Source organism: Bradyrhizobium sp. CFUWI (assembly GCF_056429085.1).
Map to the genome: position 1 here is coordinate 512,770 of NZ_JBWJZE010000002.1, position 23,484 is coordinate 536,253.

At 62.4% G+C, this 23,484-nt stretch carries 21 protein-coding genes and 1 pseudogene; 12 read left to right on the forward strand and 10 right to left on the reverse strand.

Annotation, left to right across the window (positions count from 1 at the left end):
* The first annotated feature begins 435 nt into the window (after nt 1–435).
* The 3 genes from AC066S_RS06135 (at nt 436) to AC066S_RS06145 (ending at nt 3,287) form a co-directional block, all read left to right on the forward strand.
* Nucleotides 436–1,290, forward strand: coding sequence for a helix-turn-helix domain-containing protein (locus AC066S_RS06135; protein ID WP_135168177.1), 855 nt, complete (start codon nt 436–438; stop codon nt 1,288–1,290).
* A complete protein-coding gene (locus tag AC066S_RS06140) occupies nt 1,287–1,496 on the forward strand; it encodes a hypothetical protein (protein WP_126256108.1) in 210 nt (69 codons plus the stop codon). The genes AC066S_RS06135 and AC066S_RS06140 overlap by 4 nt, the downstream gene beginning before the upstream one ends.
* 468 nt (nt 1,497–1,964) lie before the next feature.
* The gene (locus AC066S_RS06145) at nt 1,965–3,287 is read left to right on the forward strand and encodes an MFS transporter (protein WP_478269184.1); all 1,323 of its coding nucleotides are present in this window, start codon (nt 1,965–1,967) and stop codon (nt 3,285–3,287) included.
* 150 nt (nt 3,288–3,437) lie between these two features.
* Here AC066S_RS06145 and AC066S_RS06150 read toward each other — a convergent pair whose 3' ends face one another.
* Nucleotides 3,438–4,337, reverse strand: coding sequence for a LysR family transcriptional regulator (locus AC066S_RS06150; RefSeq protein ID WP_478269185.1), 900 nt, complete (start codon nt 4,335–4,337; stop codon nt 3,438–3,440).
* 165 nt (nt 4,338–4,502) lie between these two features.
* Here AC066S_RS06150 and AC066S_RS06155 point away from each other — a divergent pair, with 165 nt between their 5' ends.
* The 3 genes from AC066S_RS06155 (at nt 4,503) to AC066S_RS06165 (ending at nt 7,545) form a co-directional block, all read left to right on the forward strand.
* Nucleotides 4,503–5,723 carry an aminotransferase class I/II-fold pyridoxal phosphate-dependent enzyme gene (locus AC066S_RS06155; protein ID WP_478269186.1) on the forward strand — a complete coding sequence of 407 codons (1,221 nt, stop codon included), beginning with the start codon at nt 4,503–4,505 and terminating at the stop codon, nt 5,721–5,723.
* 22 nt (nt 5,724–5,745) lie between these two features.
* Nucleotides 5,746–6,378, forward strand: a complete 633-nt coding sequence (locus AC066S_RS06160; RefSeq protein WP_135168182.1) for an RraA family protein — start codon at nt 5,746–5,748, stop codon at nt 6,376–6,378.
* Between the two features lie 192 nt (nt 6,379–6,570).
* Nucleotides 6,571–7,545, forward strand: a complete 975-nt coding sequence (locus tag AC066S_RS06165; protein ID WP_478269187.1) for a Bug family tripartite tricarboxylate transporter substrate binding protein — start codon at nt 6,571–6,573, stop codon at nt 7,543–7,545.
* A 352-nt stretch (nt 7,546–7,897) separates the two neighbouring features.
* Here the strand turns inward: AC066S_RS06165 and AC066S_RS06170 are convergent, their stop codons facing one another.
* From AC066S_RS06170 to AC066S_RS06195, 6 genes are all read right to left on the reverse strand, one after another.
* On the reverse strand, nt 7,898–8,260 hold the full coding sequence (locus AC066S_RS06170) for a RidA family protein (RefSeq protein WP_135168184.1): 363 nt from the start codon (nt 8,258–8,260) through the stop codon (nt 7,898–7,900).
* Between the two features lie 74 nt (nt 8,261–8,334).
* Nucleotides 8,335–9,066, reverse strand: coding sequence for an amino acid ABC transporter ATP-binding protein (locus tag AC066S_RS06175; protein ID WP_135168185.1), 732 nt, complete (start codon nt 9,064–9,066; stop codon nt 8,335–8,337).
* Nucleotides 9,067–9,142: 76 nt separating this feature from the next.
* The gene (locus AC066S_RS06180; RefSeq protein WP_126256100.1) at nt 9,143–9,835 is read right to left on the reverse strand and encodes an amino acid ABC transporter permease; all 693 of its coding nucleotides are present in this window, start codon (nt 9,833–9,835) and stop codon (nt 9,143–9,145) included.
* 3 nt (nt 9,836–9,838) lie between these two features.
* Nucleotides 9,839–10,570, reverse strand: a complete 732-nt coding sequence (locus AC066S_RS06185) for an amino acid ABC transporter permease (RefSeq protein WP_126256099.1) — start codon at nt 10,568–10,570, stop codon at nt 9,839–9,841.
* A 43-nt stretch (nt 10,571–10,613) separates the two neighbouring features.
* The gene (locus AC066S_RS06190) at nt 10,614–11,534 is read right to left on the reverse strand and encodes an amino acid ABC transporter substrate-binding protein (RefSeq protein ID WP_478269188.1); all 921 of its coding nucleotides are present in this window, start codon (nt 11,532–11,534) and stop codon (nt 10,614–10,616) included.
* 124 nt (nt 11,535–11,658) lie between these two features.
* Nucleotides 11,659–12,558 carry a LysR family transcriptional regulator gene (locus AC066S_RS06195; RefSeq protein ID WP_478269189.1) on the reverse strand — a complete coding sequence of 300 codons (900 nt, stop codon included), beginning with the start codon at nt 12,556–12,558 and terminating at the stop codon, nt 11,659–11,661.
* 135 nt (nt 12,559–12,693) lie between these two features.
* Here AC066S_RS06195 and AC066S_RS06200 point away from each other — a divergent pair, with 135 nt between their 5' ends.
* From AC066S_RS06200 to AC066S_RS06210, 3 genes are all read left to right on the forward strand, one after another.
* Nucleotides 12,694–13,935 (forward strand): NAD(P)/FAD-dependent oxidoreductase, encoded by a 1,242-nt coding sequence (locus AC066S_RS06200; RefSeq protein WP_478269190.1) that lies wholly within the window; start codon nt 12,694–12,696, stop codon nt 13,933–13,935.
* Nucleotides 13,919–14,188: a hypothetical protein gene (locus tag AC066S_RS06205; protein ID WP_205680460.1), complete on the forward strand. Its 270-nt coding sequence runs from the start codon at nt 13,919–13,921 to the stop codon at nt 14,186–14,188. Before AC066S_RS06200 ends, AC066S_RS06205 begins: the two co-directional genes overlap by 17 nt.
* A gap of 481 nt (nt 14,189–14,669) precedes the next feature.
* Complete coding sequence (locus AC066S_RS06210) at nt 14,670–14,834, forward strand: LuxR C-terminal-related transcriptional regulator (protein ID WP_478269191.1); 165 nt, start codon at nt 14,670–14,672, stop codon at nt 14,832–14,834.
* A 91-nt stretch (nt 14,835–14,925) separates the two neighbouring features.
* Here the strand turns inward: AC066S_RS06210 and AC066S_RS06215 are convergent, their stop codons facing one another.
* Nucleotides 14,926–17,187 carry a DUF2235 domain-containing protein gene (locus AC066S_RS06215; protein WP_478269192.1) on the reverse strand — a complete coding sequence of 754 codons (2,262 nt, stop codon included), beginning with the start codon at nt 17,185–17,187 and terminating at the stop codon, nt 14,926–14,928.
* A gap of 119 nt (nt 17,188–17,306) precedes the next feature.
* Here AC066S_RS06215 and AC066S_RS06220 point away from each other — a divergent pair.
* The 3 genes and pseudogenes from AC066S_RS06220 to AC066S_RS06230 all read left to right on the forward strand — a co-directional run.
* Nucleotides 17,307–17,498 (forward strand): annotated as a pseudogene (locus AC066S_RS06220) (non-homologous end joining protein Ku); the annotation flags it as partial.
* 533 nt (nt 17,499–18,031) lie between these two features.
* Nucleotides 18,032–19,492 carry a sensor histidine kinase gene (locus AC066S_RS06225; RefSeq protein WP_126256095.1) on the forward strand — a complete coding sequence of 487 codons (1,461 nt, stop codon included), beginning with the start codon at nt 18,032–18,034 and terminating at the stop codon, nt 19,490–19,492.
* Nucleotides 19,489–22,473 (forward strand): bifunctional [glutamine synthetase] adenylyltransferase/[glutamine synthetase]-adenylyl-L-tyrosine phosphorylase, encoded by a 2,985-nt coding sequence (locus tag AC066S_RS06230; protein ID WP_478269193.1) that lies wholly within the window; start codon nt 19,489–19,491, stop codon nt 22,471–22,473. The genes AC066S_RS06225 and AC066S_RS06230 overlap by 4 nt, the downstream gene beginning before the upstream one ends.
* On the opposite strand, the gene AC066S_RS06235 is transcribed toward AC066S_RS06230, so the two are convergent.
* Complete coding sequence (locus AC066S_RS06235; protein ID WP_164718440.1) at nt 22,433–22,663, reverse strand: formate dehydrogenase subunit delta; 231 nt, start codon at nt 22,661–22,663, stop codon at nt 22,433–22,435. The two genes, AC066S_RS06230 and AC066S_RS06235, sit on opposite strands and share 41 nt — an antisense overlap.
* Entirely contained in the window at nt 22,653–23,480 is an 828-nt protein-coding gene (gene fdhD, locus AC066S_RS06240; protein WP_478269194.1) for a formate dehydrogenase accessory sulfurtransferase FdhD, read from the reverse strand. Before fdhD ends, AC066S_RS06235 begins: the two co-directional genes overlap by 11 nt.
* Nucleotides 23,481–23,484: the final 4 nt, after the last annotated feature.

The following is a 23,484-nucleotide window of genomic DNA, read 5'->3' on the forward strand; positions in this document are numbered from 1 at the left end:
TTCTCATACCAGCGGCGTTGATGCCGCGATTTGACCGCGTCCACAACATCCCGCCGCGTGATTTTCGTGCTCTCGTGGAAGACCTGCGCGCCACGCAACCCGGCGAAGTTGCCGGCAGGCGGCATTCCCCGGAAAAACCAGCCCGCTCGCGTGATTCCCCCGGCGAATGCCGCCCAAAAAGCGCGTCAACTTACCGCAGGCGCATCACGCCGGGGTCCTGTGCGCATCCGCGATGCCAGCAAGGTGCCGCGCCGGTGCGCTCACCGGACGAACATGCTGCGACATACCTAGGTATGACGCGGTCAACCCGAGAACTTAACGACGCACCCGCGCGTAGAATGGATCGCGCGGATCGCCGAATTACTCTGCCCCCATGACATTCGGACAAGCCAGTCAGGCCAGGCCGGATCGAAAACGGGACAAGGAGATTCGACGATGTCGCTGCAGATGTCACGCTCACAGCCGATCAAGGATCATGACGTTCGCGCGATCGATATCTCGGCGATCGATCGCGATCGGCTCGGGCTGTCGAAACTTCCTGACCGCTTCGGCGAGGACGGAACGATGTTGTCCTTCGTCCATCTGGACGTCGCCCTGGCGGTCGAGACGCCTGCGGCAAACGTCGAGCGATCTGCCGCTCGTGGACCGGGATTCAGGGTCTCCGCAAAACTCCTTGCGGGATCGCCTGCCGAGAGCGAGCGGGCGTTTACAGCAGGAGAATTCACCGACCCGGTCATGCGGCGCCTGTCGGATGCGCTCGCGGCGACCGAAGCCACGCACGATGCCCATTCCGCCATCATGGCCGATGCGCTGCGGCTCGCGATCCTCACCCGGACGTTCAGCCGGCAGACGCTTCGCGCACCGGCCGAACTCGACCCCGCTGACGGCGTTCGCGAGGAGGATGCGGGTCGGGCCGTGCGGTCGCTGCAGAATTGGCGTCTCAAGCGCGTTCTGCAGTTTGTCGACAAGAATCTGAGTGCCAAAATAACGCTGCAGGAGATGGCCGCCGTCGCCGGGCTGAGCAGGATGCATTTCGCTGCGCAGTTCCGCGCGGCCACTGGCGTTCGGCCCCACGAATATCTGCTGAGGCGTCGCATCGAGCGCGCCCAGGAGCTGCTCAAGCAGGCCGAGATCGCCCTGGTCGATATCGCCTTGACCGTAGGCTTCCAGACCCAGGCGCATTTCACCACGGTGTTCAAGCGCTTTGTCGGCGACACGCCGTATCAATGGCGGAGCGCCTATCTCGCGCAATTCATGCCGCTGCCGCGCGCAGGAGTGGGGGCGTCATGAGCGATGTTGGCATTCAGGCCCTGCTGCTCCCGCTCGCGAGCGTGCATTTGACGCTGACGCATCATGAACTCATGGAGGCGATCGAGCTTGTTCGCGCTCTCGGCAACTCCTATCGTCTTGCTGCTTCGGAACCGGATTCAAGCGTCTTCTACGGTCGTTTCAGCCTGGATTTCTTTAGGGCCACCGTCGCATGCCTCGCGCGCTAGGCGCGCATCAACGAATCGGTCGATCGGACATATCTCCGCAACTGCAAGGCTGCTGCTTACGCAGCCAGAGCGGCGCTGCCTGGCGCGCGCTGTACTCACCTCTGGTGCTGGGAAAAACCGCGGAGGGTTTGCAGACAAGAGATCGTCTTGTGCAGCTCTTATCTGCTGCTGGCTGAAAATCCGGTGGCAACTCAGGTCGCGCGGTTGCGCCAGCCTTCGATACCTTCCTTCCTTTCATCACTAAAAGTGATCTAACTGCATGATCATTTATCGCTCATCGCACGGCAGTCCATGAGCTAATTTGCGGAGAATTCGCAAGATACCATGGCGCTTGTGCGCTACCTGGCATCTGTGGGCAACAAAAAGGGAGGGCGTCATGGTGGGCACGAACACCCCAGAATGTGCATTGCAGATCTATGTCAATGTCATCGCGTCATCCTCGCGCGGGTCTGCAGAGGACTTCCATCCATGACGACCGCAGTCATTGCTACGAGCCGTAGCCACAAGTCAAACTTTCGTTGGGTCGTTCTCGCGTTGATCTTCTTGATCTACATGATCGCTGCGGCTGACCGCGCCAATATCGGTTTTGCGTTGCCCTTTATCCGCAAGGAGTTCGCTATGTCGAACACCGAGGCGGGAGCGATTCTAAGCCTTTTCCTTTTGGGCTACGCGATCGTGCAGATCCCATCGGGATTTGCTGTGAGCAGACTTGGTGTGCGGCGCCTCTTTTCCTGGGCAATGATTTTTACTTCGCTCTTGACCGGATTGATGGGGACCGTCTCAACCGTTTTCGTACTCAAGATGTACCGTTTTGCTTTAGGTATTGCCGAGGGGCCTCTGCCAGTTGGAATTACCACGACAATCAACAACTGGTTTCCCGGCAAAGAGAAGGGTATGGCCAGCGGTGTATTTCTGTCCTCGGTCAAATTCGGCCCTGTGATCGTTCCGCCGGTCTGCGCGCTGATCGTCAGCTATTGGGGTTGGCGTGAGATATTCTACTTCTGCGCCCTTCCTGGGTTCGTCCTGGCCGCGGTTTGGTATTATCTGGTGCCAAATAATCCAGCCGAAAGCCGCTTTTGCTCGGAACGCGAGATCGATTTCATAGCGGACAAGACGGTACAGGGTGATGCTGCAAAGACCGAGCACACCCAACAATTCAGATTTCTAGACAGGCTGATATTCGGACGGGCTGTGGAGCCGTTGGCCACGTCGGGGAGCGTCTTCAGGTCGTGGGACGTGCTGGGTTGCGCTTTCGGCTACAGCTTCCAGCTTGGTATTTCGAATGTGCTCTTGGCCTGGATTCCGACTTATCTGCTAACCGTCAAGAAATTCTCGATCATGGGCTCGGGTTTTGTCGCGGCGGCTCCTTGGGTCGGTGCTGTGGTCGGCAATCTCGTCGGCGGCTACCTCTCGGATCGCTGGCTCGGCAAGCGCCGCAAGCCCGGAATGCTGTTTTCGGCGTTGGCGACGGCGGGCATGATGTATGCGCTGATCAATTCACCGGCGGATCCTCTGGAATACGGTCTGTTGCTGTTCGCAACGGGGGTGCTGCTCAGCCTCGGCTTTTCCGCCTACATGGCCTATCCGATGGGGCTGACGACCAAGCAGACTTTCCCGATTGCAAGCGCGCTGGTCAACACCGGCGGACAGTTAGGCGGCGCCGCGGCGCCTCTCGCGGTCGGCTTTCTGCTGGACGGCTACGGCTGGGACTATGTCTTCCTGTTCATGGCTGCCGGATCGCTGATGAGCTTCCTATTGGTGTCGACCATTCGGGAGCCGTTGCCTGAGTGAGTTTCAGGGAACGCCAGGTAGGCGAACATCTCGTCGCGGCCCACAGCGACACGCCGGGCGCCGTTGCGATGGCGCGGGAAGGTTCGTTCAGCTATCGCTTCCGCGAACGCCAGGGTAGCACCTCTTTCGGCGAGCCTCCGCTGACGCCGTCTATTCCTGAAGCTGGCGTCCAAAATCGCAGACGCTTCCCGCAAGCGCGGCAATTGTGGCGGTGAACGCCGACGGCCGGTCGTTTCGATACATGGCGGCATAGGGAACCGCGGGCAAGGCGGGCTTCACCGGAACGATCACCAGTTTCTTCTGCTCGAAGAGTGGACGAAAGCACTGGCGGGGCAGATAACTGACTCCAAGTCCGGCGACCGCCAAACCGACCAGGGCCGTCAGGCTGTCGCACGAAATGACGCGCTGGAACGCGACGCCGTTGGCCCGCAGCCATTTGTTGAAGTAGAGCCCGGACCCGGAACGGCCGCCTTGCGTCAGGATGGTGTATTCGGCCAGCTCGTCGAAGCTGATCGAGCGTCGAGACTTCACCATCCCGGGACGCGCTGTCCAGACGTTTACGACTTCAGCAATCCGAACCGAAGCGATCTCGGGATCCGAGAATGCCTCCGGAATGACGATCAGATCGATTGTGTCCTCGAGCAGCCGGTCGTAAAGATTACGGCTCATGTCGACCTCAGGTTCGATCGTCACCGCCGGATAGTGGTCACGGATCGCCGAAACCAGTCGAGGCAGCCATGTGAGCGCGCACATCTCGGTGACGCCCAGGCGCAGGCGGCGGGTCGGAGCCGATTTGCCGTCCTTGAGTGCCAGGATCTGATCCTGAATGGCGAGCATGCTCTGACCGAGTGCCAGAAGCTGCTCGCCCTGCTCAGTAAGCCGCGCACCGCGTTGGTTACGGTCAAAGAGTGGAAGGCCCGTTGATGCCTCCAGTTCCTGGACTCGCTTTGAAATCGCCGATTGGGTGGTGTTGAGCTTGGCTGCCGCGCGCTCGAACGTGCCAAGTTGCGCGATCCAGTTCAGCGCCTCGAGTTGCTTCAACGTGATCATGTCGTGTTTGCCCTAAGACTCTGGACACCGATCTGTCTGATTTTTCATTCCGATAAGTGATGTTTCGCAATCACATTTTATCTGTTTTTCGCATTCTGATCCAGCCGTACTCTTGCTGCCGATCCGGCAATCTCATGCCGGTTCGTGCACTCAGGAGCTGATCGAATGTCGTTGAAGCTGGCAGAACGCGTCGCCAGGCTGAAGCCCTCTGCGAGCATCGCCGCAAAGAAGAAAGTGACGGAGCTTCTCGCTTCAGGCCGAAGTGTCGTCGACTTTACCATCGGCGAACCCGATCTCGATACGCCGCCACACATCATCGATGCAGCTATTGCCGCCATGCGCAAGGGTGATACGCATTATACGGCAACGGCCGGCACGCCGGAGCTTCGAGAAGCCATCTGCGCAAAGCTCGAGCGCGAAAACGGCGTGCGCTATAGACCGGACGATATTGTGGTCGGTTGCGGTGCCAAGCAGCTCATTTTCGAAGCCTTCGCGGCAACCCTGAGCCAAGGCGACGAGGTCATCGTCCCGGCACCCCACTGGGTGTCCTATCCCGACATTGTGGGCGTGAACGAAGGTGTGCCCATCGTCGTAGCGTGCGGCGAAAACGTCGGATTCAAGCTCACTCCAGCAGCCCTCGAAAAAGCGATTACGCCGAAAACACGTTGGCTGATTCTGAATTCGCCGAATAATCCCAGCGGTGCCGTCTACTCACGGGAAGAGATGCGCGAACTGACTGACGTCCTGAAGCGTCATCCGCATGTCTGGCTCATGACGGATGAAATCTACGAACATCTCGTCTATGGCGGAAGAGCTTCCGCAAGTCCGGTTCAGATCGCTCCCGAGCTTGTGGCGCGAACCATGATCGTCAATGGCGTCTCGAAAGCCTATGCCATGACCGGGTGGCGGGTCGGATACGCAGCTGGCCCCAAAGACCTCGTCGATGCCGTGACGAAGCTGCTTGGCCAGAGCACGACTTGCGCGAGCTCCGTTAGCCAGGCTGCTGCTCTTGCCGCCCTCACGGGCGACCAGTCCCATATCGAGCAGACAAGGCGTCTCTACGCGACGCGCCGCGTGCGCATGATCGAATTGCTCGAGGGAACTCCGGGCTTGCGGCTGTCGAAGCCTGATGGAGCCTTCTACCTGTATCCGTCGGTCGCAGGTCTGATCGGAAGGAAAACGACCTCCGGGTACGTCCTCAAAGATGATCTCGATGTCGCTCTCTATTTGCTCGACGTTGCCAACGTGGCTGTCATGGACGGGACGTCTTACGGTTTGTCGCCCTACCTGCGGCTTTCATTTGCCACCTCGATGTCGGCGATTGAGCTTGGCTGCGCAAACATTCGCAAAGCTTGTGAGGCCCTCTTTGACGACAGAACCCGATAGCGAGAGCACGATAGGCTAGGATATGGTCGGAAACAGAGAGAACCAAAGCGCATCGTCGGCGGATCCCGCGCTGCTCGAAGCCTTCAAGAGCGCCGCAACGTCAATCATCAGCGACAATCTGCAGCGACTGCCGGGAGCCAATTTGCGCCCGTTCCACCGCGGGGGCTCGATGGCGGGAACGGCGGTGACAGTCCGCACCGCGCCCGGCGACAACCTGTTCATCCACAAGGCATTGGAGCTCGTCCGCCCCGGCGACGTCATCGTGGTGGATGGCGGAGGCGATCTATCGCGAGCCCTGGTTGGTGAAATCATGTCCTTGATCGCGTCGACGCGCGGCGCCGCCGGTCTGGTGATCGACGGCGCGATCCGGGATGCAGGAGAAATTGCGCGGTCGGATTTTCCGGTCTTCGCGCGTGGTGCCAATCACCGCGGGCCATACAAGAACGGCCCCGGCGAAATCAATGTGCCTGTATCCATCGGCGGCCTCATCGTTTCGCCGGGCGATATCGTCGTGGGGGACGAGGACGGCGTCGTCGCGTTTCCCCAGGCGATAGCATCCGACTTGCTTATCAAGGTTCGCGCTCAGGAAGAACGAGAAGCTGAAATGCTGCTGAGCATTCGGGAGGGGCGATACAGGGGCGCCTACGGCCATTGACGGCTCCTCCTCCTCCCGACTCTAGAGCTCAAGGGACGCCAAGACATCGTTTGCACGCGGATCTGCTCGCGCCGATCAAGCCCTGAACCTATCCAAGCTGAAGGGTTCGATCGACACGTACGGAGTTGAAAATGGAAGGTCCAGTTCTGGTCTGATCGTAAAACATTTCAAAACACCACGGGGAGAAACAACATGCAGATCGTTCGACGCGTCCTTTTGGCTTGGCTTGTGGCCCTCGCCGCCGGTAGCGCGGTAGCTCGTGCCCAGTCCTATCCCTCGAAGCCGATCAGGATGATCGTAGCTTTCGCCGCGGGTGGATCGGCTGATATCAATGCTCGGATCATCGCGCAGCAGCTTGCCGCCGAACTCGGGGGCAGCGTCGTGATCGAGAACAGGGGGGGAGCGGGGGGCAATCTCGGCGCGGTCGAGGTCGCGCGCGCCCAACCTGATGGCTACACCGTCTTCTATGCGACTTCCGCGGTAGCACTTGCGCCGGCCGTCTATGTCAAACCGGGCTTTCGGCCGGACGCCGATTTCGCTCCGGTTTCCCTCACCGCCACGATTCCGCTGGTCCTCGTTGTCAACTCGGCTATTCCAGCCAAGACCGCGAGCGAGTTCGTCGACTGGGTGAAAGCTCAAGGTGGCAAGGTCAACTACGGCTCATCGGGCCGCGGCGCGCTGCTTCATCTTGCTGGCGAGCTGTTTCTGAAAGAGACGGGCCTGAGCGCAACGCACGTGCCTTATCGCGGTAGTGCTCCGGCGATCACCGACCTGCTTTCCGGCTCCACGCAGTTCATGTTCTTGCCGATCAACGAGGCGCGCACTCACGTCGAGGGCGGAGGCATGCGCGCGCTTGCTGTTACGCACGAGCAGCGCCTGCCGCAGCTACCTCATGTTCCCACGATGAAGGAGGCATTCGGCTTGACCACGATGAACATGGGGGCCTGGCAGGGCCTTCTGGTGCCGGCCGGCACGCCTGCGGGGATTACAACGATCCTTGGGGGCGCGCTCGAGAAAACGTTGAGGAACGAAGCTCTACGGGCACGTCTCACCGAGGGTGGATCAATCGTGCTCGGTGGCACCGCCAAGGAATACGCCGACTACATGCGCTCGGAAGGTGAGCGCTGGGCAAAGATCGTCCAAGCCGCAGGAATTGCCGCCGAATAGGGTGAGCCCGCGGGATAGCGTGATGGCAGATGCGAACGGCGTCGTCTTGGTGCCGCGCGGGAGGTCGCGGAAACAGCGAGGATGATCGAGGCGGTCGAAAGCCGCATTCGCAAAGCGATCGCAGGCAGCGAGAGCCTGCGACAGGCGCGCGAGGAGCTCGGCTACCATCAGCTTCAGAGCAGGGCGGGGCACTCCCGCGCTGAGATGACGTGCCGGTCAGGACGATCAAAGCTCCGACCGGCAGAGATGAGATGTCGATCAGATGCCTGTGTCTAGATTAGAACGCGGCAGCCGTGTCCGCCCCAATGATCTCAAAGGCGAGGAGCCCGCCGCCACGATCTTGCCTGGGACTTCAGGCTGAGCGGACCGCGGCGATGACTGCCACTTCGACCCTGGCGCCGACTTGCAGGGCAGCCTGAACTGCCGCGCGGGCAGGCTGCCGGCCGGGCACGACCCAGGCGTTCCAGACTTCGTTGAAGCCCGCCACGTCCCCATTAACGTCGGTTAGCCAGATCGTCGCCGACAGCAGCTCGCTCTTGTCGGTCCCTGCTGCTGCGAGGCGCTTGTCCAGCTCGGCGAGCACCTGGGCCGTCTGCCCCTTGATGTCGAGCGAGGTGTCCGATGGCACGGCGCCGGAGACATAGGCGACGCCGTTATGGATCACCGCGTCCGAACGGTGTTTGAAGTTGCCGGGGTTCAAATATGTCGATGCCATCGTCTGCCTTTGCTGTGCGTATGGATACGTGTTCTAGAGGGCGGCGGTGTTTGGCCGACGCGGTGCTCAATGTATCAGTGCGACAGGACTTTCGAGAGGAAAGAACGTGCCCGTTCGCTCTGTGCGCCGCTGAAGAAAACCTCCTTGTCCGCATCCTCGATAATCTCGCCCCGGTCCATGAAGACCACACGGTCGGCCACCTTGCGGGCGAAGCCCATCTCATGAGTGACGACCATCATCGTCATGCCCTCCTGGGCGAGATCCACCATCACGTCGAGAACCTCGCCGACCATCTCAGGATCGAGCGCCGATGTCGGCTCGTCGAAAAGCATCACAGTCGGGTTCATGGCGAGTGAACGGGCGATCGCGACGCGCTGCTGCTGACCGCCGGACAACTGCGCCGGAAATTTATCGGCATGATCGGCAAGGCCCACGCGCTGCAACAGGGCGAGCGCGCGGCTCTCGGCTTCCTTGCGGTCGCGTCCGAGCACTTTCTGCTGAGCCAGGCAGAGATTGTCGACGACCTTCAGGTGTGGGAACAGCTCGAAATGCTGGAAGACCATTCCGACGTGCGAGCGCAGTTTCGGCAGATTGGTGTCCCTGGCCTCGACTTTTGTCCCGTCGACGCTGATCGATCCCTGCTCGAAGGGCTCCAATGCGTTCACACATTTGACGAGGGTCGATTTGCCGGAGCCAGACGGCCCGCAAACGACCACGACCTGGCCTCTATCGATGCGGGTGCTGCAGCTCTTCAGGACCTGAAACGACGGCCCGTACCATTTGCTGACGTCGTTGATCTCGATCATGACAGGATGCTTTCCAGCGGCGCGGCTGCGAGGGCATGAAGGGAAGGAGAGGCGGAGGGCGTCGATCGCATCGGCGTCAGCGGCTGATCGCGATGCGCGCCTGGAGACGTCGCACCAGCATCGAGAAGCTGAAGCAGATCACGAAATAGACCAGCGCCACGAACAGGTACATTTCGACGATGGTTCCATCCCGCTGGGCGATCTTGGAGGCGGCGCCGAGAAAATCGGTGACGGAAACCACGTAGACGAGCGAAGTGTCCTGAAACAGGATCACCGTTTGCGTCAGCAGGACAGGGATCATGTTGCGGAAGGCCTGCGGCAGGACGATATACATCATCACCTGCCGATAAGTGAGGCCGAGCGCATATCCGGCGCCGACCTGTCCTTGCGAGACCGATTGGATGCCGGCGCGCATGATCTCCGAAAAATAGGCGGCCTCGAACAGCGTGAAGGTGATCAACGCCGAGGCGAACCCGCCGACCGGCACGGGCCGGCTGGCGTTCAATACCCACGCGGCGATGTAAGGCATCAGGAAGAAGAACCAGAAGATCACCAGCACCAGCGGCAACGACCGCATCAGATTGACATAGCCGGCCGCGATCTTCGGCAGCACCGGGAGGGAGGACAGGCGCATCAGCGCAATCAGCGTGCCGAGCACGACGCCGCCCACCGCCGCCAGGACGGTCAGGGTGAGGGTCGTGCTCATGCCTTGCACGAAGAGATAGCTCAGCGATTGCGTGATCGCCCCGATGTTCAAGCCCGACAGCATCGCCTATTTCCCGGAGATGTAGCCGGGGATCGCGATCTTCTTTTCGAGAAGGCGCATGCCCAGGGTGACGCAGAGATTCACGATGAGGTAGATCACGGTCGCGGCCGCGAACGCCTCGAAGAACTGGAAGGACTGCTCCTGGATTGCGTAGGCACGAGCCGTGAGTTCGACGAGACCGATCGTAAGCGCGACCGAGGTGTTCTTGATCGTGTTCAGGAATTCCGAGGTCAACGGCGGCAGGATGATGCGGAAAGCGACCGGCAGCACCACATGACGATAGGTTTGGGCGGTGGTGAGCCCTAGAGCCAGTCCAGCGTTCTTCTGGCCTCGCGGCAGGGCGTTGATGCCGGAGCGCAATTGCTCGGCGACGCGCACCGACATGTAGATGCCGATCGCCACGACGGCGGTGAAGAAGGAGGCATTCGGCAGTTGCTTCAGCCAGGTTCCAGCTGCCTTAGGCAGCATTTCCGGAAGCACGAAGTACCAGCAGAAGAGCTGAACCAAAAGTGGGATGTTGCGAAACAGTTCGACATAGGCGGTGCCGATCGCCTGCAGCGGCCGTGAGGGCAGGGTGCGCAGGATGCCTACGACGATGCCGAGCGAGAGCGCCAGCACCCAAGCGCTGAGTGCCGTCGCCAGTGTCCAGCGTAGACCCAGTAGTAGCGTGTCGAGATAGGTGCCCCAGCCGTCCGGCGACGGTTCGAGGAAAATGCCCCAGTTCCAGTTATAGTTCATGGTTCATCTCCCCGAACCGCCGCGTGCGAAACGCTTGCTCGGCTCAGTTCTTCAGTGCGTAATGGTCGGGGTCGGCGCTGTCGCTGGGGCTCTTGAACGCCGCTGCCAGCGCCGGGTCGAGTGGGTAGTTGAAGTTGATGTTGTTCGGCGGCACCGGAGACCGGAACCACTGCTTGTAGATCGTCTCGATCTCCGGGCTCTGATAGAGCGCAGCGGTCGCCTTGTCGGCCAGATCCTTGAACGGCTTGTCGTTCTTGCGGATGATGATCCCGTAAGGTTCGGGCTTGCCGAAGGCCTCCTTGCTGATGACGTAGGCAGCCGGGTCCTTCGAGCGCGCGGCTTGAACGGCGAGCTGCACGTCGTCCATCACGTAAGCCTGGGCGCGATCGGTTTCGAGCATGAGAAAGGCCTCCAGCTGGTCCTTTGCGGAGGCGACTGTCATGCCGAAACTGCGCTCGTTGTTGATGCGGTTGATCTGATTGAGATTGACCGAACCCGCCACGGACACGACCGTCTTGCCTTTCAGGTCTTCAATACTATGGAGATTGTTTGATTTTTTGCTGACGAAGCGGTTCGCGGTCAAGAAGTGCGTGTTGACGAAGTCGACCTGCTTCTGGCGCTCGAGGTTGTTGGTGGCAGAAGCACAGTTCATATCGATCGTGCCGTTGAGGAGCAGCGGGATGCGGTTGGCTGACGTCACAGGCGTGTACTCGATCTGCAAGCCCGGCTCGCCGATCTCTTTACGGATCGCGTCAACGATCTTCGAGCAGATGTCGAGCGTGTAGCCGACCGGCTTCTGGTTGCCGTCGAGGTAGCTGAAAGGCACCGAAGCTTCTTGGAAGCCGATGACGATCTTCTTGGTGTCCTTGGCCTTCTGCAGGGTACCGGTCAGGGCCTGAGCCGAGGCCGGGCCGGCGATCAGTGCTGTCGTCGCAATAGCGACGAGACTTGCAATCAAACGCATGTTCTTTCTCCTCTGAGTGTATGTTCTTGAGTTCAATTTCACGTGCCACGCTCGTTCTGCGGCATTGCGCGGTGTCGATCTTCGTTAGGGGATACGATGTCTCTCTGACTGCTGGACGCTCCCCCTACTGCCACAACAGCATTTCCGGCCGCGCCGTCAGACGTTCCCAAAGGCGGCGCAGCGCGGGATTTGCGGCTTCCCGGTCGCGGAAGGCCGCAACCTGGATATCGAGCGACCACGATCCGTCATCCACCGGCGTCAGAGCCTCGTGCACACTCGGATCGATCGTGCAACTCGGTAACCAGGCGACCCCAATCCCGGCCAGCGCCAGGTCGCGCAGCACGTCGGACATCTCGCATTCCACGACGCGGTCAGCGCGCAACGGCGCCGGGGCGCGCTCGACGATCGTCTCCACGAGTCGACCGAAATAGGCGGTCGGTGGATAGGTCAGCAGCGGACATGGGCGCTTGGCCGTGCCTGGAAAAAACTCCGCCGCTTTGAAGTCGCGTCGCGCGTAGGGTCTCACCTTGTCGAGCCCCACCGTCAGCCGCTCATAGCGCTGCTCGTCGATCTGAATGGGATGAGACGGGCTGTAGAAGGTGATCAGCAGATCGGAACGGCCCGAGACGAGTGCCGTGAACATGTCGTGCATGCTGCCGGGAAGCAGCATGTAGCGCAGCTTTTCCGGGGCCCAGCCGCCCAGCCAACGTCCCGCGAAGGCCGTGGCAAGAGCATAGGGCAGTGCGATGCGTAGCGCCCCACCAGAAGCGCCTGTCGAAATGTCCTGAATGGTTTCGCGCAACTGTCCGAGCAACTCGGCCGCCCTTGCGCGAAACGCATCACCCGCGGGAGTCAGGCGCGTCGGGTACGTGCTGCGATCGACGAGTGTCGCGTTGACGGCCATCTCAAGCGCCCGGATACGACGGCTGAAAGCAGCCTGCGATGCGTTGCGCAGCATGGCCGCGCGCGTGAAATTCCCCGTATCGGCCAATGCGATGAAGTCGTCGAGCCACTTCGTATCCAACCTAGATTTCCCCTTATCGTAAGAATTTTAGGGAGCAGTCGCGCTGCGGGTCCAATGCAAATTTCGCATTGGACCCGCAAATGTGGACGTGCCTTAAGACGGTCCCGAGCGGACGAGCAGAGGTACCCATCGGTCATGGCCAAGAACGTTCTGGTGTTGGGGGCGGGCATCGTCGGGATGTCGACGGCCATCCATCTCCGGCGGCGCGGCATCGAGGCCACCGTCGTGGATAGGGTCGGACCTGCGGCAGGAGCGTCTTTTGGAAACGGAGGGCTGATTCAGCGGGAGGCGGTGTTTCCCTATCGCTTTCCGCGCGAGCTCGGCACTCTGCTGCGGGTCGCACGCAACCGCTCCGTCGACGTCTCCTATGCTTCGCTTGCGCTCGCGCGGATGGCACCCGTGCTGCTGCGTTACTTCATGGCCTCGGCGCCCGGACCTTATGCGCAGACGGTGAGGAAGGAGGCCGCGCTGATCTCTACCTGCCTCGACGAACATCTCGATCTCGCACGCGAGGCTGGCGCTCTCGATCTGTTGCGGCCGGTCGGATGGTTGCGCGCCTATAGTACGCAACGGGATCTCGACGAAGCAGTCACTGCTGCCGAAACGGCCCGCCGTGCTTTCGGCGTCAACTTCTCTACTCTCGATGGCGCTGGCTTGGCCAAGGCCGAGCCCGATTTCCAACCACGCCGCGTCGGCGCGCTGCATTGGACGCAATCGCTGTCGCTGAGTGACCCGGGCGGACTGATCGCGGCCTATGCGCAATTGTTCGAACGCCTCGGTGGCCGCATTCTCAGAGGCGATGGGACCAAGCTGGAGCGGCGTGGCGCGGCGTGGCGCCTCGCCACGGAGGATGGATTCGTCGAGGCCTCCGATGTCGTGGTCGCGATGGGGGCCTGGTCCGTCGATCTGACAGCCCGCTTCGGCTATGCGCCGCCTCTGTTCGGCAAGCGCGGCTACCACATGCATTACCTCCTGAGTGAGAGAGCTAAGCTCAACCGCCCGATCCTCGACAGCGAGAGCCAATTCCTGTTGGCGCCGATGAAGCACGGCGTCCGGCTGACGACCGGTGTCGAGTTCGCCGATCGTGACGGAGCTCCCACACCGGTTCAGCTCGCGCGCGCCGAGCCGATTGCGCGCCGCTTGCTGCCGCTCGGCGAGCGGGTCGACGCGGCGCCGTGGATGGGCGTCAGGCCCTGCATGCCGGACATGATCCCCGTGATCGGCCAAGCGCCGGGGATCGCCGGTCTGTGGTGCGGGTTTGGCCACGGCCACCAGGGCATGACGCTGGGGCCGACGACTGGACGCATGCTGGCGGAGATGGTCGTGGGCGAGAGGCCGTTGCTCGACCCGGAGCCTTACCGTGCCGATCGCTTCTGACGCAGCCGCGCCGAACGCCGAGCAACCGGGCGGCATGCTGCCTGGCGGCCGGTCGCCGACGATGCAGGCGGCGTTCAAATGCTCAACCTGCCTGGGCCGGCTTGGCGTAGGCGCCGGCATAGCGGCCTTCTCGGATACTGAGCATGATCTCGGCTTCCTTTTTCTCCTGGGCGCGGAGCTTTCAACAGCGCCGCCGCCCGATCGGTCGGCCGCCCTGCAGCTCGCGAACGTCCCGTCTCTTGACGCAATTTAGACGTACTGCGATCAGCGCCAAAAGCGATAAAAAGTTCTAACCAAGCATCGAATTTAAGAATGTATCCCTCTTCGTTTCGACGTATCCCGAGGTTCTCGCCCGATCCGGAAGGCGTCCCCGGCGTGCGGCAAGCCGGCGGGGGCCATGCGGGACGATGTCAGCGATGGAGTTGCGTCAACGGTGTCCGTGAGCTGGACAACCCGGGTGCCCTCAAGGTCGCGTTGCCACGAGAAAATGGCTCGTATCGCCGGCTGGCCTACGTTTGAGGCATTCTACCCACATACTCGAAACTGTTTATCCGACAGCAGCGCCTGAAAATCGTCACTTGGAAGTTGAGATCTGTATCAACTAGGATTCTTGTCATAGCGGCGCGTGGGTCCGGACTCGAAATGATGCGTTCGCAGGAGTACGGCTTCAACGTCGCGGCTGAGCGCCTGCCTCTGGCAGTAACTTTATCTTCACGACAGCAGGAAGTCCTGCTTTGGACGCGCAGGGCAAGACAACGTGGGAAACGGCTGTCATCATGAAATGCGCAGAAGCGACCGTGAACTATCATCTCAAACAGGTGTTCAGGCCCCTATTCCACGGCGATGACCTACGGAAGCGAGGCAAGGATGCGCTGGCATTCTGCTTGGATCACCCTTGAGTGCTGCTTTGGTCGGACAAGCTTGCCTTTTGTTCCAAGACGATTTGCGCGGCGGCCGGACGGGTGGGCCCTTCGATGGGTCTGAATTGCCTCACAACAATTTCACGGTCACCTTAGCTTTGCCTCCGTTGTTCGGGTAAAAAGTGTCGCCGAGCCATGGCAGACCGATCACTGCGTCGTTGACGTAGAGAAATAGCTCACCGCTGCGCGCAGCCTTGAACGTTGCTTTGTACGTTTGCGGCGTCGTGTTCGGAAGCGGGATAGGATCAAGGAAATACTCGTCCACGCCGGTCTCACCAACCCGCGCGATGATGCGGTGCCAGGGTCTGAACAGGATGCGACGGAGGAATATCGCACCGCGAAACTTCCACCGGTCAGCGAGCTCTACGGTAGAGGTCCGGAAGCCAACAGGTGTGGTCGGCCGCTCGGCGTCAGTCCAGGGCTCGGTGACCGCGATCCTGATCTCATACGAGCGACCGGAAAAGACCTTCAGGCCTGTTGGCGCGCAGATCGCCGACGTCGCGAAGTCTGCGCCATTCTGGTCAATGCCCTTGTTGACCGGGACAAGCTCGGCCTCCGCCGTGCCTTCGCAGAATGCTCCCATGGAATCCGCGACGTTGAACAGGAAATGGCTCGTGACTGTCGCACCGACCCAGACCATCGCCACCACCAGAAGCAGGGGCAGGACGTGCCGCTTCCCGGCGCGTATGACGAACTGATAGAGCGCATGGGTCCTGAACGCGTAAATGGCGTCGTGCATCAGACCGGAGAGCGGCACTGGCGCCGCCCGGTCTCGCCAGAGCAGGCGCATCCGGTCCTTGATTTTGCTGCTAAGGCTGCCGCCAAGAACCATCAGCATGATCACGGCGACGATGCCGCCGGCGAACCATTCAGGATTCGCGGCGTACCAGTCCGTCCACCAGTGAAATGATTTCGGCAGGAAGGACTCGATGAACCGCACGAATTCCGAGACCATCCGGATCGGTGACTCGAACTCATGCTCCTTGATGCGGTCGTGGAAGAGCCAGAACGCCGCAAGATGCAGCGTGGCAGCCAGGGTGGCGAAATACGCCAGCCGACGCATCCAGACGAAATTCCAGAGCTTTTCCTGTGCCGCAAAACGGGCGGTCGCACCCCCTGGCGTCTCGAATGTCGTCGGCGCGAGCGGCGTGAGCTTACCGTTGCGGGAAACCACGAGGTATTCCGGCGGCAAGCCGATCGGAGCATAGGCATTGCAGCCGCTGTCGATACGGTCGAACACACTTTCGTGGATCTTCGGCAACTTGACGCTGACGCCGACATACGGGTCATTGCACAGGTCAGAGACCTTCCGCGGGCCATAGCGATAGTAGGACCCGAGGCCGGAACGCGAGTCGTAGAGGCGGCCGTCCTTATCCTGCGCTGAACTGATCAGCTTAATGGAGTCGGGGTCTGCGAACGGTGCCTCCTTGAAAACGAGACCATGCTTGATGGATTCGTCGACAAGCCAGGACAGCGGTACGAACGATACGGCATCGTCGGGATAGCCTCCGCCCACGTTGGCGTGCATGCCGACGAACCAGACCTGGACCAGGCGCTCGTCGTCGATGGTGGTGGGAACCGCGGGCTTGGATTCGCCTTCCTCGGTCCAGAGCACGGGATGGAAGGTCGTCCGCTCATCGTCGAGCGCAAGCGCGTGCCTTGCGCATTTGACGCGTTGGCTCAAGATCCGGTTCGGAAGCTCAAGGGGCCAGATCCAGTTGCTGATGCCGCGTGTCATTTCATCCATGGGCAGGCCGTAGGCAGCGACCGTGTCCCACACGCCGATGAACTCTATGGATGGGACGTCCTTGCGGACGATTTCGGCGTAGGACTTGTTGCTCTGCAGGAGGTCCAGCACCGGCGCCAGAAGGTAGTCGCGCAAGGCGCGGAAGAGCACCTCGATCCGCAAGATCGAGTGGTAGCCCTTTGCCCGGTAGGCCCTGTAAGCCTTGACCGCGCCGTTGTGCAGCTCTGCTTCGGTATCCGCCACAACCAGGCCCTGCTGAAGAATGATCGCGCCGAGGACACGCACGGTGAACGCGCCACGGCTGAAGCCGAAGAGATAGATCTTTGAGTGTTTCTGGTGATCGTAGTTGCGGCAGATGTACTTGTAGGCGTCGAGGATGTTGCGCTTGAGGCCGTATCCGAATGCGCCGCCCAACACAGCGAGCGGCACAAAGGACGAGGTACCCACGCCATCGTCGTATCTCGCGGCCTGGCTGTTGCCTTGCAGGTCGAGCGCCTGGAACATCCGCCAGACGTTCGTGCGCCAGACGCTCGAGGCGGCATTACCGGTGCCGTCAGACAGGATAATGATCTTGGGGCTGGCCATGCGAGGCGTCCTCCCTGAAAAGATATAATGAAGGCAGTAAGCGTAACAGGTGCCGGGATGATTTCAACCTGTGATAGTCATTCCACCAAGTTTGAACGGTGGGCAAAGGTGGGGGGCTGCCGTGCCGGAAGGGTCTCGTCTGCAAGCTGCTCCGCTATCCCTACGAGGTGCGGAGCGAGCAGGAATATTTCGGCGAGATCCAGGACTTGAAGGTCACGAAAGATATGCTGGATCTTGCAAAGCACATCGTGAATCAAAAGGCGGGGCGGTTCGAGCCTGAGAAGTTCGAAGACCACGAGACCGCGCTGATGCCCTCGCGCTTCAATGCAACCTTGTACTCGCGTGCCTTCTCGCGCGCGCTGCTTAGGGTCAGAACGTCACCCCCCTGCGCTGTCGCGGTCGCCAGCCCTGGCGAACTCCATCTGCGCCCGTTGGCCCTCGGGGCCGGTGAAACGGAAGGCCCACACCCGATCACCGTTCCTGCGCACGACCAGATAGAGTCCCCATTGTCCGCATGAACGCCAGCTTGCAGGGATTTAACTTGGCTCGAATTGAGCGCCACTTTAACGTTCCCCTTTCGCTTACCACTTGCCGGCACGGATGCTTTGCCCGCCATGGTCAGTCGTTCCACGAGGAACCAGTTGGATGTGTGACCGTCACGGATACTTTCAAATGGACCCATGCGCAGCCTTACCACTTTTCTACCTGGCCGGCCGGCGTTCGGCGATTTTAGGCGAAGACAGACGATGGCTTAAGAACCCAAGGTACTGTAAATAAAGCAGAATATGAAGGGTGAGGATGCTCGGTGATAGCAGGCGCGGCACTGAAATTGGATACATGATCCGTGACGGCATTCGGTAAACTCGTCCGCACCACGGCATTCCGGCTCACGCTGGTCTATCTGCTGCTGTTCGCGATGTTCGCGGCCTCGCTGCTGGCTTATTTCGCCTGGAATACGCGGCGGCTGATCACCGAGGAGATCACGCAGACGGTCAATGCCGAGACCTCGGAGATATCCGAGATCTATGGCCGCAGGGGCCTGCGCGGCCTTGTGCTGGCGATCGAGTACCGGGCGCTGCGGCCCGGCGCCAATCTCTACCTCGTGACCACGCCGACCGGGCAGGCGATCGCCGGCAATGTCGGCTCGCTGGCGCCGGGCGTGATGGCGACGCGCGGCTGGTCGGAGACCGCCTACCGGCGCCTCGAGGACGCCGACGACCGCGACCATCGCGCGCTGGTGCGCGTCACCGAACTGGAGAACGGCTTTCGCCTCCTGATCGGCCGCGACCTCGCCGAGCGGCGGCGGCTGTTCGGCATCGTCGCCAAGGCCGCGCAATGGTCGATCCTGATCGTCGTCGTGCTCGGTCTCGGCGGCGGCGTCTTCGTTGCGCGCCGCGTGCTCCGACGCATCGACGCCATGACGGGGACCGCGCAGCGCATCATGTCGGGCGATCTCAGCGAGCGCCTGCCGGTCGGGCGCAGCGGCGACGAGCTCGATCGCCTTGCCGAGAATCTCAACGCCATGCTGGAACGGATCGAGGCGCTGATGGCGGGGCTGAAGGAGGTCTCCGACAACATCGCCCATGATCTCAAGACGCCGCTGACGCGCCTGCGCAACCGCGCCGAGGAGGCGCTGGCCAAATCGGGCTGCGAAGCCGATTACCGGGCGGCGCTGGAGCGGACCATCGAGGAGTCCGACGGTCTGATCCGCACCTTCAACGCGCTGCTGATGATCGCGCGCGCCGAGTCCGGGCAGGCGCGCGGCAACATGGATGATTTCGACGCGGCCGAGGTTGCCAACGGCATCCACGAGCTCTACGAGCCGCTCGCCGAGGACGACGGCATGACCTTGAAGGTCAAGGCCGAGCCGACGCCAATTCACGCCAACCGCGAACTGGTCAGCCAGGCGCTCGCCAATCTGGTCGAGAACGCGATCAAATACGGCAAGCCGGTGGCGCAGACCGGCGGAACCGTGGTGAGCATGGAGGCCCGGCCGATTCTGATCGAGGCCAGGCGCGACGGCGACCAGGTGCTGCTCAGCGTCACCGATCGCGGTCCCGGCATTCCCGAGGCCGACCGCAAGCATGCCGTCGAACGATTCGTGCGCCTGGAAGCGAGCCGCACGCTGCCGGGCTCCGGCCTCGGCCTCAGCCTCGCTTCCGCGGTTGCCACATTGCATGGCGGTGAGTTGAAATTGGGCGACGCCCAGCCCGGCCTCGTCGCCACGCTGGTGCTCCCCGCGCGCGCCGGCGCCGGCGACAGGGTTGCTCCGCCAATACCGGATGTGCCACAGAAGGTGGCATGAACCACTCCGCGCCGGGAAACGCGGACAAGCATGGTGAGAGGCTGGCCGCGCGCTTCGCGGAAGCTCCCCATATTGCCGCTTCCACAACCGACGAGCGACGTCTTGAAAGCTGGCTGAGCGAGCTTGAGCCGGCCCAATCGGCCCGTCTCGAAGCGCTGCTGGCGCATCCCTTCGCGAAGGACATCCTGGCCGGTATCGCGGAATTCTCGTCCTATCTGTTCGATCTGGTGCGCGCCGACGCCTTGCGCCTGATCCGGCTGCTCGAATGCGATCCGGATTCGCATCTGGCGGAACTCATCGCGGAGGCGAGGGCTGCGGTGCTCGCGGCGGCGGACGAGGCCGAGGTGATGCGGCTGCTTCGCCGCATGAAAGCGGAGACCGCGCTGCTGACCGCCTTGTGCGACATCGGCGGGGTCTGGCCGGTGATGCGGGTGACGGCGGCGCTGACCGATGTCGCGGTGTCCTCGGTGCAGGCGGCGCTGCAATACCTGCTGCGGCAGGAAGCCGCACGCGGCAAGCTCGCGCCGCCCAATCCGGAGGCACCCGAAGAGGGCTGCGGGCTGATCGTGCTCGCCATGGGCAAGATGGGCGCGGGCGAGCTGAACTATTCCAGCGACATCGATCTCATCGTGTTCTTCGATCCCGATGCGACGACGCTGGCGGCGGACATCGAGCCGCAGCCGTTCTTCGTCCGGCTCACGCAGGGCATGGCGCGCATCCTCCAGCAGCGCACCTATGACGGCTACGTCTTCCGCGTCGATCTGCGCCTGCGGCCCGATCCGTCCTCGACACAAGTGGCGATCTCGCGCGACGCAGCGCTGAGCTATTACGAGCGCGAAGGGCGCACCTGGGAGCGCGCCGCGATGATCAAGGCGCGTGCCTGCGCCGGCGATGCCCGCGCAGGCGAGGCGCTGCTGGCCGAGATCGCGCCGTTCGTCTGGCGCAAGCATCTCGACTTCGCCGCGCTCGCCGACGTCCACGACATGAAGCGGCAGATGCAGACCTATCGCGGCCAGAGCGAGGTCGCGGTGGAGGGGCACAACGTCAAGGTCGGCCGCGGCGGCATCCGCGAGATCGAGTTTTTTGCGCAGACCCAGCAATTGATCGCCGGCGGCCGCCATCCGGAATTGCGGGTGCGGCCGACGCTCAGTGCGCTCGACATTCTCGCCTCCAGCAACTGGATCACCCCAGCTGCGCGCGACGAGCTGACCATTGCGTACGAATTCCTGCGCCGGGTCGAGCATCGCCTCCAGATGATCGCCGACGAGCAGACCCACGCGCTGCCCGAAGACAAGGAAGCGGTCGAGCGTTTTGCGCGCTTCTTCGGCTATCCGGATCGCGAGGCCTTTGCGGGCGACCTGCTGCGGCAGCTCAAGATCGTGCAGGGGCACTACGAGAAGCTGTTCGAGGGTGACGATCCGACCGGCACGGCCAGGCTGCCGGCGCTCGATTACAGTGCTGGCCCTGACGATCCACGCCTGCTCCAGCACCTCGTGACGCTCGGCTTCAAGAAGCCCGCCGCCGTGGCGCAGACCGTGCGCGACTGGGTCACCGGCGACTATCGCGTGTTCCGCAATGAGGCGACGCGGAACGCCTTCGTCGAATTCGTGCCCGCCCTGATCGATGGGCTTGCCCATGCCGAGGAGCCGGACCGCGCCGTCGTCGCGTTCGATCAATTCCTGGGGGCCTTGCAGCGCGGCGGCCGGCTGTTCACGCTGCTCGGCCAGAACCGCGGGCTCGTCGCGCTTGTCGCGCTGGTGCTGGGCGCGGCGCCGCGGCTCGGCGAGATGCTGGCGCGGCAGCCGCAGCTGATGGACGGCCTGATCGATCCGCGCTTCTTCGGCGCCATGCCGGACCGGCAGGAATTGTCGGGACGGCTGGCCGCGACCGTGCAGGATGCCGGCTCCTACGAAGAGTTCCTGGATCGCCTGCGCCTGTTCGGGCAGGAGAGCCTGTTCCTGATCGGCACGCGGATCCTGTCCGGCACCGTCTCGGCGCAGCAGGCCAGCACGGCCTTTGCCGACGTCGCCGAAGGCATCGTCCACACCGTGCATGGCCTCGTTGCCGACCGTTTCGCCGCCCAGCACGGCCGGATCAAGGGCCAGGAGACCGCGATCATCGCGATGGGACGGCTCGGCAGCCGCGAGATGACCGCGTCCTCCGATCTTGACCTGATCCTGCTCTACGATTTCGACAGCGACCATCCCGACTCCGACGGGCCGAAATCGCTTCAGGGCGCGCATTATTTTGCCCGCCTGACCCAGCGCCTGATCAGCGCGTTCACGACGCGCACCAATTACGGCGTGCTGTACGAGATCGACATGCGGCTGCGTCCCTCGGGGCGTGCCGGCCCGGTGGCCTCGAGCCTCGTCTCGTTCGCGGATTACCAGGCCAACGAGGCCTGGACCTGGGAGCATATGGCCCTGACGCGCGCCCGCGTGGTGTCGGCTTCGCCCGAATTCCGGCAACGGATCGAGCGCGTCATCCGCGACGTCCTGACCCGCCGCCGCGATCCCGCCATCACCGCCAACGACGTCGCCGACATGCGGCGAGCCATCGCCCAGGAGAAGGGCGAGGCCGATTGCTGGGATCTCAAGCATGCCGCCGGCGGCATGGTCGACATCGACTTCATCGCGCAATATCTCCAGCTCGTGCATGCGCACGACAAGCCGGAGATCCTGGACGTCGGCACCATGCAGGTGCTGGAAAACGCGTGCAGGCTCGGCGTCCTGCCGCAATCGGAGACCGAGATATTGCGCGCAGCCGCGCGGCTCTACCACGATCTGACTCAGATCCTGCGGCTGTGCGTGAGCGACCGCTTCAAACCCGAAACCGCCGGCAACGATCTGCAACGCGTGATGGCGCGCGCCGGCGATGCGCCGGATTTCTCGTCGCTCGAGGCGCGCGTGAAGGAGACGCAGGGCGAGGTGCGGCGCGTGTTCAGGGCGCTGCTGGAAGGGACGCAGCCTGCAACGAGGTGAGCGCCTCGCGGACGTCGGGCTCGAGGCCCGCGCCGCCGGCGTCGAGATGGGCGAAGATCGCGCGCTTCATCCTGGGATCCCAGAATTTCTTGATGTGCTCGGCAATCCCCGGCACAGCCTTGCCGTGGCCCTGGCTGCGGAAGAACGTGCCGATCTGGTTGGCCATGTAGATCAGGCGGTCAGGCGACATCGGCAACCTCCGTGGCATGGCGCGCGGCGACCCGGCTGCCATGCGTGAATATCTCGAATCCGTCCTGCCGGGCGATCGCGATCAGCGTGATGCCGGCGGCTTCCGCCGAGCGCACCGCGAGCGCGGTCGGTGCGGAGACCGCGATCAGCACAGGTGCGCCGATCGCGGCGGCCTTCTGCACCATCTCGACCGAGACCCGGCTCGTGAGCAGCACCAGGCCGCCGCGAGGATCGGTGCGGCTGCGCGCCAGGGCGCCGGCGAGCTTGTCCAGCGCGTTGTGGCGGCCGACGTCCTCGCGCAGCGCGACGATGTTGCCGGGAGGGGACCAGAATGCGGCGGCGTGAACGGCGCGGGTCTGCAGGTTGATCGACTGCAAGGGCGCGATGGCCTGCATCGCCGCCATGATCTGTTCCGGCGTGAAGCTCGGCCCCTGCGACACCACCGCTGGGGGGCGTACGGCTTCGGCGATGGACTCGATCCCGCAGATGCCGCAGCCGGTGGGCCCGGCGACATGGCGACGGCGCTCGCTGATGCGTGCGGCATCATCCGGCGCCAGCCACATCCTGAGCTCGATGCCGTCGTCAAGGCGAACGATGTCGAGCGACTTGATGTCGTCGACCGACTTGATAATGCCTTCGCTCACACTGAAGCCGACCGCAAAATCTTCCAAGTTCTGCGGCGTCCCCATCATGACGGCGTAGGTGCCGCCATTATAGGTCAGCGCCAACGGCGTCTCCTCCGGAATGAAACGCGTTCCTTCGGACGCCACACCGTTGCGCCAGATTCCGCGATCGATCGCCTGAACCGCGACGTGCATGCCG